Consider the following 15249-nt stretch of genomic DNA (forward strand, 5'->3'; position numbering starts at 1 on the left):
GTTCGAATTGATGATCAGCTGCGCACCGGCCGCCGCGCCATGCGAGGCGAGGCACGCAAGACGCGGCTGGGTTGAAGAGAGGTGAGATTGCCGACGAACTGGCGCGCGCTGTTCTCCCAGGAGCGCTCCAGCGCGAAGTTGCGGCAGGTGTTGCGCGAGATGGTGAGCGCGCGCAGGCAGGCGGTGCGCAGATCGTGGTCGATCGCGCCGATCGGGTGATCGGCAATGACGTCCTTCGGACCCGTCACCGGAAATGCCGCAACCGGCGTTCCGCAGGCGAGCGCCTCGAGTTGCACCACGCCAAAGGTGTCGGTCAGGCTCGGAAACACGAAGACATCGGCAGCGGCGAGATGCGCGGTCAGACCCGCACCCTTCTTCTCGCCGAGGAAGACCGCGTCCGGGTACTTCTTTTCGAGCGCCGCCTTCTGCGGGCCGTCGCCGACCACGACCTTGGTGCCGGGCAGATCGAGCGAGAGGAACGCTTCGAGATTCTTCTCCACCGCGACGCGCCCCATGGTCATGAAGATCGGCCGCGGCAGGTCGAGCCTCGCCGGAGAATCGGGATGGAACAGCTCGGTGTCGACGCCGCGCGTCCAGGAGCCGAGCCGCTTGAAGCCGCGCTCGGACAGCTCCTGCCGCAGCGAAGGCGTCGCCACCATCGTCATCGCGGCGGCATCGTGGAAGTGGCGCAGCACGGCATAACCGATGGCGGCCGGGATGCCGGTCCGCACCGCGACATATTCGGGAAAGCGCGTCGTGTACGAGGTGGTGAAGGCGAGCCGGTTGCGGCGGCAATAGGCCCGCGCCGCCCAGCCGATCGGGCCCTCGGTCGCGATGTGCAGCGCGTCCGGCGCCGCCCTCTCGATCCGCCGCGCGATCTCCTTGGCGCTCGGCAGCGCGACGCGCAGGCCGGGATAGGTCGGCAGCGGCCAGGACGGAAAGCCGTCGGGGGTGAGGAAGTCGATCTCGACGTCGAGGGCCTTGGCCGCATTCGCCAGCGAAGTCAGCGTCCGGACCACACCGTTGACCTGCGGATGCCAGGCGTCGGTCGCGATTATTACCCGCATGGGGAAATCCCGAGAGTTTGATGATTCTCAGGCATCGACCATCAACGAAGGATATTTCAGGCGTGTGACGTCACAGAAGTGTCGGCCGGCTGTTTTGTTCGTTAACGGGCGCGCGGAGCCACGAAACCGTCATGAAACATTCCTTTCCGCGACGAAACCGTTTTCGGTTTTCCGCGCAAATGTCCCGAAACGTTTCGCCGTTAGGACTTGCGGCAACGGAGCACCGAAATGGTGCCGCGGTGAGCAGAAACACCGAGCAAACAGGGGCGACCAATGTTCAATCTGGATACGTTCAAGACGTTTTCGCGCGCCGTTGCGTTCAGTGCAGCCGCGATCTCCGCAATCGCATTCACAGGCGCAGCCAACGCCGCGCCCGCGCAGCTTTTCCCTCTCTTCCAGCCGCTGCCGTCGATGGCCGCACCGCAGCCGATCCAGCCCTATCAACCCTATCAGGCAACGCCTTACCAGGCCGCGCCCTCGGAAGATCAGGACACGGTCGAGATGCCGGCCCGCTTCCGCCGCCAGACTGTCTCCTATGCAACGCGCGAGGCGCCGGGCACCATCATCATCGATACGCCGAACACCTATCTCTACTACGTGCTCGGTAACGGCCAGGCGCTGCGCTACGGCATCGGCGTCGGGCGCGACGGTTTCACCTGGTCCGGCATCCAGACGGTGAGCCGGAAGGCCGAATGGCCGGACTGGACCCCGCCGCCCCAGATGATCGCCCGGCAGCCCTATCTGCCGCGCCACATGGCCGGCGGCCCCGGCAACCCGCTTGGCGCCCGCGCCATGTATCTTGGCAGCACCATCTACCGCATCCACGGCACCAACGCGCCCGAGACCATCGGCAGGCACGTCTCCTCCGGCTGCATCCGCATGACCAACGAGGACGTCACCGACCTCTATTCCCGCGTCAATGTCGGCACCAAGGTGGTCGTGCTGCCGATGACCGAACGCAGGGCCGAGCTCGGCGCTGCGACACGCTGAGCGGCCGGACATTGTGACGCAAGCGGCCCCGGAACCCGCCGGGGCCGCTTTTGTTTGCCCTCGACATCCCGGCGCGCTTGCTGCGGCGCGATCACCGATGGAGGCGCAAATGCAACCACGCCTGCAACACTCGTCAAGAGCATGGGTGCACGCGATGATCGGCGCCGGGGCACTGACGCTTCTCTTGTCCTCACCCCTCACGCTCGCGCAGCAACCCGCGAGTGACGACACAGGCCAGCAGGCCTTCAACAATTCCTGCCGCACCTGCCACTCCGTGAAGGAGGGCGACAATCGCCTCGGTCCCAACCTCAACAAGATCGTCGGACGCAAGGCCGGCGCGCTGCCGAACTACAACTACTCCTCGTCGATGAAGGAAGCGGGCTTCGTCTGGGACCAGGACAAGCTCACCCGCTTCATGGTCAAGCCGGACGAGGTCGTGTCCGGCCACAAGATGCAGCCCTATGGCGGCGTCTCGGCGAAGGAAGCGAGCAAGGTGTTTGCGTATCTGCAATCGACCGGCAGCCAATAAGACGCCCCGCAGCCCTACGCATCCATTGGCTCGTACCGTCGCTCGACCTGGAATGATTTCGCCGTGATCAGCCAGGAGTCATCGATGCGGTGGTACGCGAGGTAGTCGATGTACTGGAGCACATCGATACGAACGCGAACCTTCACCAGCGCTTGCGCCGGCGAGGCCATGTCGATCAGCAATATCTCCCGAAGGCGCGGGGCGTCCTTGGATTTGGGCGACGGGGTCGATGCCAGCAGCGTCCTGTAGTCGCGAACCGGCAATATCCGCAATTCGGCGTCGCGAACGCCGTGGAGCTGCGCCGTCGGCGCAAAGACTCGGTCGAACTGCGAAACGTCGTTGTCGTACATCAGCGTAAAGTAACGCTCGACAGCCTCCAGCAGGGGCGCGAGAGTCGGGCTTTCGGTCATGGTTCACTCCATCAGCGGCAGGATCGGAACACTCCATCCCATGGAAAGCCGAGGCATGTCCTTGCGAACTGGGCTAGTCTCGACGGCTCGGGCGCAACATCGTGCCCTTCTTGATCCAACGGGATGCGGTTCATGCCAAAATGCGAGCTGGATGCGATCGACCGGCGCATCGTCACCGAACTCCAGAGCAATGCACGATTGAGCAACATCGAGCTGGCGGAGAAGGTCGGATTGTCGCCGTCACCCTGCCTGCGGCGGGTGAAGCGGCTGGAGCGGGACGGCTATATCGACGGTTACCGCGCCTCCCTGCGGCGCAGCCGCCTCGGGCTCGGCTTCTCGGCCTTCCTCGGCGTCAAGATCAACGGCCACGCCAACGATCAGGCTCTGAACTTCGAGAGGACCGTGGTGGCCATGCCTGAGGTCGTCGCCTGTCACCTTGTCTCCGGGGAAGCCGACTATCTCCTCGAGATCGTCGTGCCCGAGCTTGAGGACTATCAACGCTTCCTCGTCGACAAGCTGCTCAACCTGCCGATCGTGCGGGAGGTTCGCAGCAGCATCGCGCTCCAGACGCTGAAGGCGGCTGCACCCTTGCCGCTGGCGCACCTCTCATAGCCATGATCAGGCTGCTCATGCCGGCCGATGCGGCCCTCTATCGCACGATCCGGACGAAATCTGAGCGACGCGGCACCCGGATGATGCCGGGACCGTTCTCGCTGCTGCCGCGATCGCTTAACCGCCGCCCCGACGCTCCGCGATCAACCTCAGCCACGCGGCCGAGTGAAACGCGCTCATCAAGAGATACATCGGCACCATTCCGCCGAGCAGAGATCCCTGCCCGCCGGCACACAGCAGGTCTGCCGGCCCACCCCCGGTCATGGCCGTCAGCACGGCCATGATCGCGAAGGTCGGCGTCGCCGCCAAGGCCAGCCACAAGGCCAGCCACCTGGCGAGATGGCGCGCCGCCACAACGCCGTCGCGGCCGGCGCCGACAGTTGCGCTGACGGGACTAGTCACGTCCTTCCGCAGCCTCTTTGCGGAACGCCTTTTCACCGGCATCCGAGATCTCGACCCATCGCTTGTCTGGCTCGGCGCCTTCCGTGTAGCTGTCGTGCCAGTTCCACCATTTGTAGGTCGGCGTCTGCGGATAGCCCTTCGGCGAATCCTCCCACACCTCCTGGCGGCCGAGCGGCGTGATGTCGAGATAGTTCCAGGTACCGCCCATCTGCTCGTCGCCCCGGCTCTTGACGAAATAGGTGCGGAAGATGCGCGCCCCGTCGCGGTAGAACACGTTCGTTCCGTGCCATTCGCCGACGCCGAAATCGGCATCGAAGCTGTCGGTGATGGTGACCCACGGCATGGTCCAGCCCATCCGTTTCTTCAGAATGACGATGTCCGCCTGCGGCGCGCGCGAGGCGAAGACGAGCGTGGTGTCGCGGGCGTTCAGATGCGCGACATGGGCGACCTGGTCGGCCACCATGGAGCAACCGCGGCAGGCATGGTCGGGCCAGCCGAACACGCCGGGTTCGAAGAATGCCCGGTAGACGATCAGCTGCCGCCGTCCCTGGAACAAGTCGCGCAGGCTGAGCTTGCCGCCGGGCCCCTCGAACGCATAGGTTTTGTCCACCGCCATCCACGGCATGCGACGCCGCTCGGCGGCCAGGGCATCGCGGGCACGGGTATGCGCCTTTTCCTTCACGAGCAGTTGCTGACGGGCTGCCTCCCAGTCCTGCGGCGACACCACCGGCGGTGTTTGCATGGCGGCCTGTCCGTTAGTCACTGCGTCTTCACCTGATGTCATGATGGCTCTCCAAACCTCTTGCTCCGGCGGCCGTTCCGCGCCCCGTTCTGACAGCCGCGGAACCGATCGCCCCTCGCCGCACATTGTCGGCCGTCAACGATTTCTGGCACCGGACAGCTGCGCGGTGGGAGTAACAAGTGTGGCGGGATTGACATGGAGTCGCTGATCACCGCCGCGGCGCGCGCGCTCGAGGCCGGCGATCCGCTCGGTGCCTTGAACCGCGTTGCGTTGCGCAACGATGCGCCGTCGCTCGCGCTGCGTGGCATCGCGATGGCGCAGCTCGGCGATCTCGCCAAAGCCAAGACGCTGCTGCGAAGCGCCGCACGCGTCTTCGGTCCACGCGAGGCGGTGGCACGCGCAAGATGCGTGGTGGCCGAAGCCGAGATCGCGCTGGTCTCGCGCGATCTGAGCTGGCCGGTGAACGCCCTCGTGGCGGCACGCGCGACGCTCGAAAACCATGGCGATCTCGCCAATGCCGCCCATGCAGGCCATATCGAGGCGCGGCGTTTGCTTCTGGTCGGGCGCCTCGATGAGGCCGAGCGCACACTGGCGGAGGTCCGTCCCACGCCGCTCCCGCCCGCATCTCAAGTCGTCCGCGAGCTCGTGCTCGCCGGCATCGCGATCAGGCGCCTCAGAACGAAAGAGGCGCGCGCGGCACTCGGCCGCGCGGCTCACGCAGCGCGGCTGGCCAAAATCCCGGCGCTCGTGGCCGAGGTCGACAGCGCGAACCTCATACTCGCCACGCCGGCAGCGCGCCTGATCGCGCGCGGCAGTGAACACCCGTTGTTGCTCGGAGAGGTCGAGAGACTGGCAACCTCGACGGCGCTCGTCGTGGACACCTTCCATCATGTCGTGCGCAGGCAAGGCGTCGTCGTGTCGCTCGGAACGCGGCCCGTCCTGTTCGCGCTCGCTCGCCTGCTGGCGCAGGCATGGCCCGCCGATGTTTCGCGAGAGACTTTGATATCGGGCGCCTTCCAGGCAAGACACGCCGATGAGTCGCACCGCGCGCGATTGCGTGTCGAGATCGGACGGCTCCGCACCAAGCTCAAGCCTCTGGCCGACATCAGCGCGACGAAGCAGGGATTTGTGCTGGCGCCGCGGAAGACGCGCGACGTTCTCGTGCTGGCGCGGCCCCTGGAGGAGAAGCACGCCGCCGTCCTCGCCTTTCTCGCCGACGGCGAGCCATGGTCGAGTTCGGCGCTCGCACTTGCGCTTGGGATCAGTCCGCGTACCGTGCAGCGGGCGCTCGATGAGCTGGCGCGGTCGCATAAGGTGCAGTGCTTCGGACACGGACGGGCGCGCCGCTGGATGACACCCCCTGTTCCCGGTTTCCCGACAGGCTTGTTACTCCCTACGCCGCTCCTGAAGACGTAGGATGCGCGCAAGCATCAGGGATCGAGCACATGAAACGTTCAGCCGCCGAGATCGTCACCGAGTATGGGCCCTTTCCGGGCGTTGAAGCCGTGCATGGCGTCACCTATGACGGCAAGCATGTCTGGTTCGCATCCGGCGACAAGTTGAACGCTTTCGATCCGGCCAGCGGCAAGATCGCGCGATCCATCGACGTCGCCGCGCATGCGGGAACGGCGTTCGACGGCCGGCACCTGTTCCAGATCGCCGAGGATCGCATCCAGAAAATTGATGCCGCCTCGGGCGAGGTGCTCAGCACCATTCCGGCACCCGGCGGCGGCGGCGATTCCGGCCTTGCCTGGGCCGAGGGCTCGCTCTGGGTCGGACAATATCGCGAGCGCAAGATCCATCAGGTCGATCCCGAAACGGGCAAGATCCTCCGCACCATCGAGAGCAGGCGCTTCGTGACCGGGGTGACCTGGGTCGACGGCGAACTCTGGCATGGCACCTGGGAAGGCGAGGAGAGCGATGTGCGGCGAATCGACCCGGAAACGGGCCGGGTGATCGAGCAACTCGACCTGCCCGCCGGGACGGGCGTGTCCGGGCTGGAGTCCGATGGCGGCGACCGCTTCTTCTGCGGCGGCGGAGATCGCGGCAATGTGAGAGCGGTTCGCCGTCCTCGGCGCGGCTAGCCTCGTCGCAATGCTTGAACGCCTGGTAACGGCGCGTTCGCAGCCGTTAACCTGTTCGCCCCAATTCCACCCCACCGGTGCGCTCTAGCGCCCCCCTCGCCCGCCCTGTAAAATCCCCACCGGGGCTGCTTGGGGGATTGATGCGACTGACGTTGAATGTGAAGACCATCCTGATCGGCGTCGCAGTGCTCGCGGCGTCGTTCTTCATCAGCCTGAAGGCGATGGACTTGCTGTCGCCGCGCGCGACGAATTCGGCGCCACCGGTCGCGCAACTGCCGCCGCTGCCGCCGGCCTCGAAGAGCTCGATCGTGGTCGCGCCGGTCGCGATCGCGCTATCTGCGATCCGCGAGCAGGCCGAGAAGGCCGCGCCGCGCAATTTCGCCGGCAAGGCCGATAACCCGATCTCGCAGATCCTGGAGAACGCCGATATCGGCTGGACCGCCGCGCGCGGCCCGATGGCAGCGAGCGGCGACAAGGACGTGCTGACGATCTCGACGCCGCTCACCGGCAGGCTGAACGTGACGGGCTCGCTGTCGTCGAAAGCCACCGGCGCGCTCGGCGACGCACTGGGCAGCGTGCTCGGCGGCGATGCGGCGAAACGGATCGGCGCGGTCAACATCAAGAACCTGAATGCCAGCGCTGAGATCAAGGGCAACGTGGTCGTCACCTCGCGGCCGAAGCTCGCGGCCAATTGGTATCTGGAGCCCAATCTCGGCGCCCAGGTCAATCTCGGCGACACCAACCTCAACGTCGCCGGCGCCAAGGTCAACGTGCCGGCGCAGGTGAAGCCGCTGATCGACAAGAATGTCGGCGAGCAGATCAACGCCGTCTCCGAGCGCATCCGCAACGATCCATCGCTGCGCGAGAATGCGAAAGCGCAATGGATCAAGGCCTGCCGCTCGATCCCGCTGCAAGGTTCGGGTTCCTCGGCCGCTCTGCCGCCGCTCTGGCTCGAGATGAAGCCGGTGCGCGCGATCGCGGCGCAGCCGCGCGTCGATGCGCAGGCCGTGACGCTGCTGCTCGGCCTCGAAGCCGAGACGCGCGTGACCTCGGCGCCGACCAAGCCGGAGTGTCCGTTCCCCGACAAGATTTCGATCGTGCCGCCGACCGGCACCGGTGTGAGCATCGGCGTGCCGATCGACGTTCCTTTCACCGAGATCAACAAGCTGATCGCAGCGCAGATGGTCGGCCGTACCTATCCAGAGGACGGCTCCGGCCCGGTCGACGTCACCGTCAAGAGCGCCAACGTGACGCCGTCAGGTGAGCGGCTGCTGATCTCGCTTCTGGTAAGCGCCAAGGAGAAGAAGAGCTGGTTCGGCCTCGGCGCGGAGGCAACCGTGCACATCTGGGGCCGGCCGGTGCTCGACCAGGCGCGGCAGACGCTGCGGCTGACGGACATCGAGCTCGCGGTGGAATCCGAGGCCGCCTTCGGCCTGCTCGGCGCGGCCGCGCGCGCGGTGGTGCCGCAGATGCAGCAGGCACTGCTCCAGAGGGCGACGCTCGACCTGAAGCCGATCGCCGCCAACGCGCGCGAGAAGATCGCCGCAGCGATCGCCGACTACCAGAAGAGCGAGGACGGCCTCAAGGTCGACGCCAAGATCGACAGCCTGACTCTCGCCGACATCGCCTTCGATTCCAAGACCCTCCGCGTCGTCGCGGAAGCCGGCGGCTCGCTGAATGTGTCAGTGACGAAGCTGCCGGGGATGTAGCGCGCCTCCACAGGGCCATCGCATTCGACTTGTTGCGCGATCTGCGCGCACGCCTCGTCCTTCGAGACGGCGCTTACGCGCCTCCTCTCCATGTGCAGCGTCCGCTTTCGGCGCTGACGGCTCAGGATGAGGCTATTCGGCGTCAGTGCCCTTTGAAACCGCAGCCACGCACTCCGTCCTCATCCTGAGAAGCCCGCCCAAGGCGGTCGTCTCGAAGGATGGCCGCAGGGAAGAGCTCTGAAATGCGATAGTCCTGCCACTCACCGGGCCCGCACGCCTCTTCGTTGCTTGCGCCGCTGGCATTCTCGCTGCACGATGCTAATCTCGCACGGCACGGTAGGGGACAACGCGAGGACGACATGGAAGCCGGCATGGTCACACCTGCGCCGGCACTGGTACGCTTTTCCGGCATTCAGAAGACCTATGATGGCGAGCACCTCGTGGTGAAGAACCTCGATCTCGACATCAGGAAGGGCGAGTTCATCACCCTGCTCGGCCCCTCGGGCTCGGGCAAGACGACGACGCTGATGATGCTGGCCGGCTTCGAGGTGCCGACCCATGGCGAGATCTATCTCGCGGACCGTCCGATCAAGAACGTGCCGCCGCACAAGCGCGACATCGGCATGGTGTTCCAGAACTACGCCCTGTTTCCGCACCTGACGATCGCGGAGAACATCGCCTTCCCGCTGTCCGTTCGCAAGACGAACAAGGCGGAAGCGCAGGAGCGCGTGAGAGCAGCGTTGCGCATGATCAAGATGGAGGCCCTGGCGCATCGGCGGCCGGGTCAACTCTCCGGCGGTCAGCAGCAGCGCGTGGCGCTGGCCCGCGCGCTGGTTTTCAATCCGCAACTCGTGCTGATGGACGAGCCCCTTGGCGCCCTCGACAAGCGCCTGCGTGAACAGATGCAGCTGGAGATCAAGCAACTGCACGAGACCACGGGCATCACGATCGTCTATGTCACCCACGATCAGAGCGAAGCGCTGACCATGTCGGACCGCATCGCCGTGTTCAACGACGGCATCGTGCAGCAGATCGACAGGCCCGATGCGCTGTATGAGCATCCGGTGAACAGCTTCGTCGCGCACTTCATCGGCGAGAACAATGTGCTCCCCGGCACCGTCGAGACGGTCGACAAGGGCTATTGCCGCGTCGTGCTGGCTGGTGGCGGTGCCGTGACCGCACGGGCGATCAATGTATCAGGCGCGGGCGCATCGACCTCCCTGTCGGTGCGGCCGGAGCGCGTTGCCATCGTCCTGGATGGCACCTCCGGCGAAGGACCGAACCGCCTGCCGGCGAAGGTGCAGAACACCATCTATCTCGGCGACCATGCGCTAGCCGTGCTCGACGTCGCCGGCAACGGCGAATTCATGGTCAAGCTTCAGCCGGGCGCTCATGACAGCCTGAGCCATGGCGAAAGCGTCTTCATCACATTCCGCCCCGAGGATTGCCTCGCTCTCGATCCCGTCTGACCCAAGACAATCAACTCACATAACTCACGAAGAAGGAACGAAGACCATGCTGAATCGCAAGATTGCTCTGGGTTTCGCCGCAGCGTTCAGTGCCAGCGCAGCGCTGGCGACGGTCGCAGAGGCGCGTGACCTCACCGTCGTCTCGTGGGGCGGCGCGTATCAGGATGCGCAGAAGAAGGTCTATTTCGAGCCGTTCAAGAAGGCGTCCGGCATTGCGATGAACGACGAGTCCTGGGACGGCGGCGTCGGCGTGCTGCGCGCCAAGGTGCAGGGCGGCGCCGCCACCTGGGACGTCGTCCAGGTCGAGAGCGACGAACTGGCGGTCGGCTGCGAGGAAGGCCTGTTCGAGAAGCTCGACTATTCCAAGATCGGCGGCGAAGCCGCCTATATCCCGCCGTCGGTCAATCCCTGCGGCGTCGGCGCCATCCTCTACGATTTCGTTCTCGGCTACGACAAGGACAGGCTGAAGCAGGCCCCCGGCGGCTGGGCCGACTTCTTCGATATCAAGAAGATTCCCGGCAAGCGCGCCCTGCGTCAGGGCCCGAAGACCACGCTGGAGATCGCCCTCATGGCCGACGGCGTCGCGCCGAAGGACGTCTACAAGGTGCTGGCGACCGACGAAGGCGTCGATCGCGCGTTCAAGAAGCTGGACACCATCAAGGGCGACATCGTGTGGTGGAAGGCCGGCGCCCAGCCGCCGCAATTGCTCGCCTCCGGCGAGGTGGCGATGACCTCGGTCTACAATGGCCGCATCGACACCGCGAACAAGAACGAGAAGAAGAATTTCGGCATGGTGTGGGACGGCGCGCTCTTCACCCTCGACAGCTGGGTCATCCTGAAGGGGAGTCCCAACAAGGACGCGGCCTACAAGTTCCTGGACTTCGTCGGCAAGGCGGAGAACCAGTCAAAACTGTCGGAGAACATTGCTTACGGCACATCGAACAAGGGCGCATCCGCTCTGCTGGCGCCCGCCGTTCTGAAGGATCTGCCGACGGCGCCCGACAACATCAAGAACGCGGTCGAGATCAACGTTGCCTTCTGGCTCGAGAACATCGACCGCCTGACCGAGCGCTTCAACAAATGGGCCGCGAAGTAACAGGACCCGCAAGGCTCGACCGATGACGGATGCGCTCCTGACCGGCGCCAATGCGCAGGCCGAGGTGCCGCTCAAGCGCCGACTGAGGCGTGCAGAGCGGGCACGCCAGGTCAAGGCATTGGCGCTGGTTCTGCCGCTTCTCGTCTTCCTGCTCTTCACCTTTGCGGGGCCGATCGCCGGCATGCTGTGGCGCGCGGTCGATGACAGGGAGGTGCGTCAGGTCCTGCCGCAAACCATCGCCGCTCTCGCCAGCTGGGACGGCAGGGACCTGCCGGATGAAGAGGCCTATGCGGCGCTGGCAAGCGACATCCTCGCGGCGCGCGCCGCCGGCACCATCGCGATTGCAGCCAAGCGGCTGAACTACGCGCTGAACGGCTTCCGCACGATCCTGACCAGCACCGCCCGCAATCTGAAGGCGGTGCCGGAGCGAGGGACGGCCAGGGAGACGCTGGGCAAGGTCAATCCGGCCTGGCGCGAACGCGCGACCTGGACGACGATCAAGGCGGCCAGCGGCCCGGTGACCGGCTTCTACCTGCTGGCGGCGCTCGACCTTGTCAGGAACGCGGACGGCTCGATCGTCGCGGCCCCGCCCGACCAAGCCATCTATCGCGACATTTTCGCCCGCACCTTCCTCATCAGCCTCGGCGTCACCGCACTCTGTCTGATCCTCGGCTTCCCGGTCGCCTACCTCCTGGCGACGCTGCCGCCGGCCCGGTCGAACCTCTTGATGATCTTCGTCCTGCTGCCGTTCTGGACGTCGCTTCTGGTCCGCACCTGCGCCTGGATCGTCCTGTTGCAGAGCAAGGGCGTCGTGAACGACAGCCTTCAGTGGCTTGGCATCATCGACGCGCCGCTGCGCCTGATCTACAACCGCTTCGGCGTCTGCGTCGCCATGACCCACGTTCTGCTGCCGTTCATGATCCTGCCGCTGTACAGCAGCATGAAGGCAATCTCGCCGGCTTACATGCGGGCCGCCGCTTCGCTCGGAGCGCCGCCGGTCACCGCCTTCCTGCGGATCTACCTGCCTCAAACGCTGCCGGGCATCGGCGCCGGAAGCCTGCTCGTCTTCATCCTGGCGCTCGGCTACTACATCACGCCGGCCCTGGTCGGCGGCGCCGCCGACCAGATGATCAGCTATTTCATCGCGCTCTACACCACCGAGACGGCCAATTGGGGCCTTGCTTCGGCGCTGGGCGCGGTGCTGCTGCTGGCCACCGTCCTGCTCGCCCTCGTCTACGGCAAGCTGGTGCAGGGCCAGCAGGTCACGGGAGGCATGAAGGATTGAGCGATCATTCCTCCTTGCGCACGCCCAGCCAGCGCATCGCGTGGACCGCGACCATCATCGTCTCCACGCTGGTGTTCGTCTTCCTGATCGCGCCGATCCTGGCGATCATGCCGCTGTCCTTCAGCTCGGGCTCGTATCTCACCTATCCGCTGCCAGGCCTTTCCTTGCGCTGGTACGCCGACTTCGTCACTTCGCCGCGCTGGATGAATTCGCTGAAGAACAGCATGATCATCGGCGTCGCCTCGACGGCGCTGTCCATGGTCCTCGGCACGACGGCCGCGCTGGGCCTGGCGCAGTGGAAGAGCCGGTTCAAACCGCTCGTGCTGGCGTTCGTGCTCTCGCCGGTCGTCGTGCCCGGGGTCATCACCGCGGTCGGCCTGTATTTCTTCTTCGCACCGATCGGACTGACCGGCACCTATCTCGGCCTGATCCTGGCCCACACCGCGCTGGCGACGCCCTTCGTGGTGATCACGGTCGGCGCGACGCTGCAAAGCTTCGACACCAATCTGGCGCGCGCCGCCGCCTCGCTCGGCGCTTCGCCGCTTCAGGCGTTCCGCCGCGTGATCCTGCCGCTGATCCTGCCCGGCCTCGCGTCAGGCGCACTGTTCGCCTTCGCGACCAGCTTCGATGAGGTGGTGATCGTGCTGTTCATGGCAGGTCCCGAGCAACGCACGCTGCCGCGCGAGATGTTCAGCGGCATCCGCGAGAACATCAGCCCGACCATCACGGCAGCGGCGGTGATCCTGACGACGGTCTCGGTCATCCTCCTCGCCACCCTGGAAGGCCTGCGCCGACGCAACGAGCGACTCAAGGGCGGCCGCGCCTGAGCGGCGGCTTCGCAATTTCTTGCAGTGACGAAAGGACACGACAGCGCGCCCAGTGAAGACCGGGCGCGCTTCGTTTAGGCAGTCAGGCGAGCCGCATTACTCCGAGTACTTGAACTGGGGCATGTTCTTCAGCTCGTCCTTGCTCGCGTTGAACACGGCATGGTCCGGATACCATTTCGACGCGGACGACGTCGTGGTCGCAGCCGGCCTGTTGTCGGTGCCGGTCGCGGCGCCGGTGGTGGTGGTCGTGGTGGTGGTCGCGCCCGGCTTGGCGCCCGTGCCGGTGTAGGCGACGGCCTCGTTGACGAACTTCAGCTTCTCATAGGGCACGGCAACGAGATGCTCGCCCATGCCGAGGAAGCCGCCGACGCCGATCACGGCAATCTTGATGTCACCGTTCTTGTCCATCAAGAGGTCGTTGATCGTGCCGATGTTCTCGTTGGCCTCGTTGTAGACCTTCAGGCCGTCCATCTTGGACGTACGCCACTGGCCCGACGCGGTCGTGGATGTCGTGGTGGCCGTGGCCGCGGTCGGCGCCTTGTCGGTCGTGGTCGTCGGCGATTGTGCGAACGCGACGGTTGCAAGCAGCGCGGTGCCGGCAAGGCCGGCGGCGATTGATTTCGTCAGCATGTCGTCCTCTCCTTCACAGAAAACTCGTGCTGGGAAAACAGCGCTGATCACGCGCAGTTCCGTGCGCGCCGCAATTTCGTCGCGCAATGCGCGAGCGGAACATCACGCAAGGCATGTTCCTGCGTCACTCAGGAACATTTTGCAGCGCACGATTCTCGCCGACGATCATGCATCCTCGTAGGCAGCAACCGCGGCTCACCTCTGGATACGCGCGTCAGGCCGCAAGCGGCGGGTGCTCGACGATCTCATGCGCGTAGATTGCCACCGCCTCGAAGCGATAATTGCAGGCGTGGCAGGTCCAGAGGTAGGAGATGCGCCCCTCGCCCGGCTCGATCCAGTCGGGCTGCGCGATCGGCGTGCCGCACTGGGCGCAAGGGTTATGTCTCGGGATGTCGCCGGTGTGTGCAGTGACGAGCTTGGATTTTGTCATGGCACCTCTCCCGATTTGCAGCGCTTGCATACTCGCTTTCGCGAGCCGGCACGAATAGACAGGCGTGCTGTCTCGCGCGGGGGGGCGTCCGCCCCGAAAGCCGATTACGCCAGCTTTGAGTCATCACGGCGGCACGGCGCCGCAAAAACGTTAACGGCGTCGTTTGGTCACATCATCGCCGTGTTCGGGGGCCTAAAGCATGATCCGGAAAAGTGCATCGCGGTTTTCCGAGCAGATCATGCTCAAACAAGCAGATCATGCTCAAACAATAAGGCAGCCGGACCCAGGCCATTTACGGGATATCTGATGAAAATTTTACGCGTTGTCGCGCTGCTCGCGGCCGGATCGATTTTGCCGCAGGCCGCATTCGCCGGCGAAGCCGAATATGCCGAGATGGTCGCGGCCCATGCCCGCGCCAACGGCGTGCCGGAAGCACTGGTGCATCGCGTCATCATGCGCGAGAGCCGCTACCAGCCGCACCTCGTCGGCCGTGGCGGCACCATCGGGCTGATGCAGATCAAGCTCGCGACCGCTCGCGGTGTCGGCTACACCGGCGATGCCGCCGGCCTGCGCGATCCCAACGCCAACCTCACCTATGCGGTCAAATACCTCGCCGGCGCCTATCGCGCCGCCAACGGCGACCACGCCCGAGCTGTGCGTTATTTCGCAGGCGGCTATTACTACGCTGCAAAGCGCCAGCGCCAGGAGCAGCAGCAGACGATGGTGCAACAGGCCAGCAACGAGAGCTGGCTGGAGCCGAACGGCAACCCGCAGCCGATGTTCGGCGCGCCGACGCACAAGAAGCTGGCACAGCGCGTCCGTAACGCGCGGGCGCAGGCCTCGCAGTAGCCTCTCGTATCCCGGACAAGCAGCGGCGCGAAGCGCTGCTGCGCAGAGCCGGGACCCAGCCCTCCGCAAAGATGGGCCCCGGCTCTGCGACGCATCACGCCGCCAAGCGGCGGGGCGC

General features: G+C 65.4%; 17 protein-coding genes. 11 read left to right on the forward strand and 6 right to left on the reverse strand.

Annotation, left to right across the window (positions count from 1 at the left end; all coding sequences use genetic code 11):
- Positions 1-14: 14 nt before the first annotated feature.
- Positions 15-1067: a glycosyltransferase family 4 protein gene (locus ABIG06_RS03895; protein ID WP_370134380.1), complete on the reverse strand. Its 1053-nt coding sequence runs from the start codon at positions 1065-1067 to the stop codon at positions 15-17.
- A 273-nt stretch (positions 1068-1340) separates the two neighbouring features.
- Here ABIG06_RS03895 and ABIG06_RS03900 point away from each other — a divergent pair, with 273 nt between their 5' ends.
- Entirely contained in the window at positions 1341-2057 is a 717-nt protein-coding gene (locus tag ABIG06_RS03900) for a L,D-transpeptidase (protein WP_370134383.1), read from the forward strand.
- Positions 2058-2154: 97 nt separating this feature from the next.
- A complete protein-coding gene (locus ABIG06_RS03905) occupies positions 2155-2586 on the forward strand; it encodes a c-type cytochrome (RefSeq protein ID WP_370134385.1) in 432 nt (143 codons plus the stop codon).
- A gap of 14 nt (positions 2587-2600) precedes the next feature.
- Here the strand turns inward: ABIG06_RS03905 and ABIG06_RS03910 are convergent, their stop codons facing one another.
- The gene (locus tag ABIG06_RS03910) at positions 2601-2996 is read right to left on the reverse strand and encodes a nuclear transport factor 2 family protein (protein WP_370134388.1); all 396 of its coding nucleotides are present in this window, start codon (positions 2994-2996) and stop codon (positions 2601-2603) included.
- A 132-nt stretch (positions 2997-3128) separates the two neighbouring features.
- Between ABIG06_RS03910 and ABIG06_RS03915 the strand changes: the two genes are divergently transcribed.
- Positions 3129-3608 (forward strand): Lrp/AsnC family transcriptional regulator, encoded by a 480-nt coding sequence (locus ABIG06_RS03915; RefSeq protein ID WP_370134391.1) that lies wholly within the window; start codon positions 3129-3131, stop codon positions 3606-3608.
- Positions 3609-3725: 117 nt separating this feature from the next.
- On the opposite strand, the gene ABIG06_RS03920 is transcribed toward ABIG06_RS03915, so the two are convergent.
- Together ABIG06_RS03920 and ABIG06_RS03925 are read right to left on the reverse strand one after the other, a co-directional pair.
- Entirely contained in the window at positions 3726-4010 is a 285-nt protein-coding gene (locus tag ABIG06_RS03920) for a hypothetical protein (protein ID WP_370134394.1), read from the reverse strand.
- Positions 4003-4797 carry a DUF899 domain-containing protein gene (locus tag ABIG06_RS03925; protein WP_370140780.1) on the reverse strand — a complete coding sequence of 265 codons (795 nt, stop codon included), beginning with the start codon at positions 4795-4797 and terminating at the stop codon, positions 4003-4005. Before ABIG06_RS03925 ends, ABIG06_RS03920 begins: the two co-directional genes overlap by 8 nt.
- Positions 4798-4947: 150 nt before the next feature.
- Here ABIG06_RS03925 and ABIG06_RS03930 point away from each other — a divergent pair, with 150 nt between their 5' ends.
- From ABIG06_RS03930 to ABIG06_RS03960, 7 genes are all read left to right on the forward strand, one after another.
- The gene (locus ABIG06_RS03930) at positions 4948-6168 is read left to right on the forward strand and encodes a helix-turn-helix domain-containing protein (RefSeq protein WP_370134396.1); all 1221 of its coding nucleotides are present in this window, start codon (positions 4948-4950) and stop codon (positions 6166-6168) included.
- A 29-nt stretch (positions 6169-6197) separates the two neighbouring features.
- A complete protein-coding gene (locus tag ABIG06_RS03935) occupies positions 6198-6836 on the forward strand; it encodes a PQQ-binding-like beta-propeller repeat protein (RefSeq protein WP_370134399.1) in 639 nt (212 codons plus the stop codon).
- Between the two features lie 140 nt (positions 6837-6976).
- Complete coding sequence (locus ABIG06_RS03940) at positions 6977-8545, forward strand: DUF4403 family protein (protein WP_370134402.1); 1569 nt, start codon at positions 6977-6979, stop codon at positions 8543-8545.
- Between the two features lie 359 nt (positions 8546-8904).
- Positions 8905-10014 (forward strand): ABC transporter ATP-binding protein, encoded by a 1110-nt coding sequence (locus ABIG06_RS03945; RefSeq protein ID WP_124160053.1) that lies wholly within the window; start codon positions 8905-8907, stop codon positions 10012-10014.
- A gap of 46 nt (positions 10015-10060) precedes the next feature.
- Entirely contained in the window at positions 10061-11110 is a 1050-nt protein-coding gene (locus ABIG06_RS03950; protein WP_370134405.1) for an ABC transporter substrate-binding protein, read from the forward strand.
- A 22-nt stretch (positions 11111-11132) separates the two neighbouring features.
- The gene (locus tag ABIG06_RS03955; protein ID WP_124160055.1) at positions 11133-12395 is read left to right on the forward strand and encodes an ABC transporter permease; all 1263 of its coding nucleotides are present in this window, start codon (positions 11133-11135) and stop codon (positions 12393-12395) included.
- Entirely contained in the window at positions 12392-13222 is an 831-nt protein-coding gene (locus ABIG06_RS03960) for an ABC transporter permease (protein ID WP_199751457.1), read from the forward strand. Before ABIG06_RS03955 ends, ABIG06_RS03960 begins: the two co-directional genes overlap by 4 nt.
- A gap of 96 nt (positions 13223-13318) precedes the next feature.
- Here ABIG06_RS03960 and ABIG06_RS03965 read toward each other — a convergent pair whose 3' ends face one another.
- Both ABIG06_RS03965 and ABIG06_RS03970 read right to left on the reverse strand, forming a co-directional pair.
- Positions 13319-13852, reverse strand: a complete 534-nt coding sequence (locus tag ABIG06_RS03965; protein WP_370134408.1) for a PRC-barrel domain-containing protein — start codon at positions 13850-13852, stop codon at positions 13319-13321.
- A 214-nt stretch (positions 13853-14066) separates the two neighbouring features.
- Complete coding sequence (locus ABIG06_RS03970) at positions 14067-14282, reverse strand: hypothetical protein (protein WP_199751458.1); 216 nt, start codon at positions 14280-14282, stop codon at positions 14067-14069.
- A gap of 306 nt (positions 14283-14588) precedes the next feature.
- On the opposite strand from ABIG06_RS03970, the gene ABIG06_RS03975 reads away from it, so the two are divergent.
- Entirely contained in the window at positions 14589-15131 is a 543-nt protein-coding gene (locus ABIG06_RS03975) for a lytic transglycosylase domain-containing protein (RefSeq protein ID WP_124160058.1), read from the forward strand.
- Positions 15132-15249 lie beyond the last annotated feature (118 nt).

It is taken from the genome of Bradyrhizobium sp. USDA 326, from assembly GCF_049739485.1.
Classification (GTDB): Bacteria; Pseudomonadota; Alphaproteobacteria; order Rhizobiales; family Xanthobacteraceae; genus Bradyrhizobium.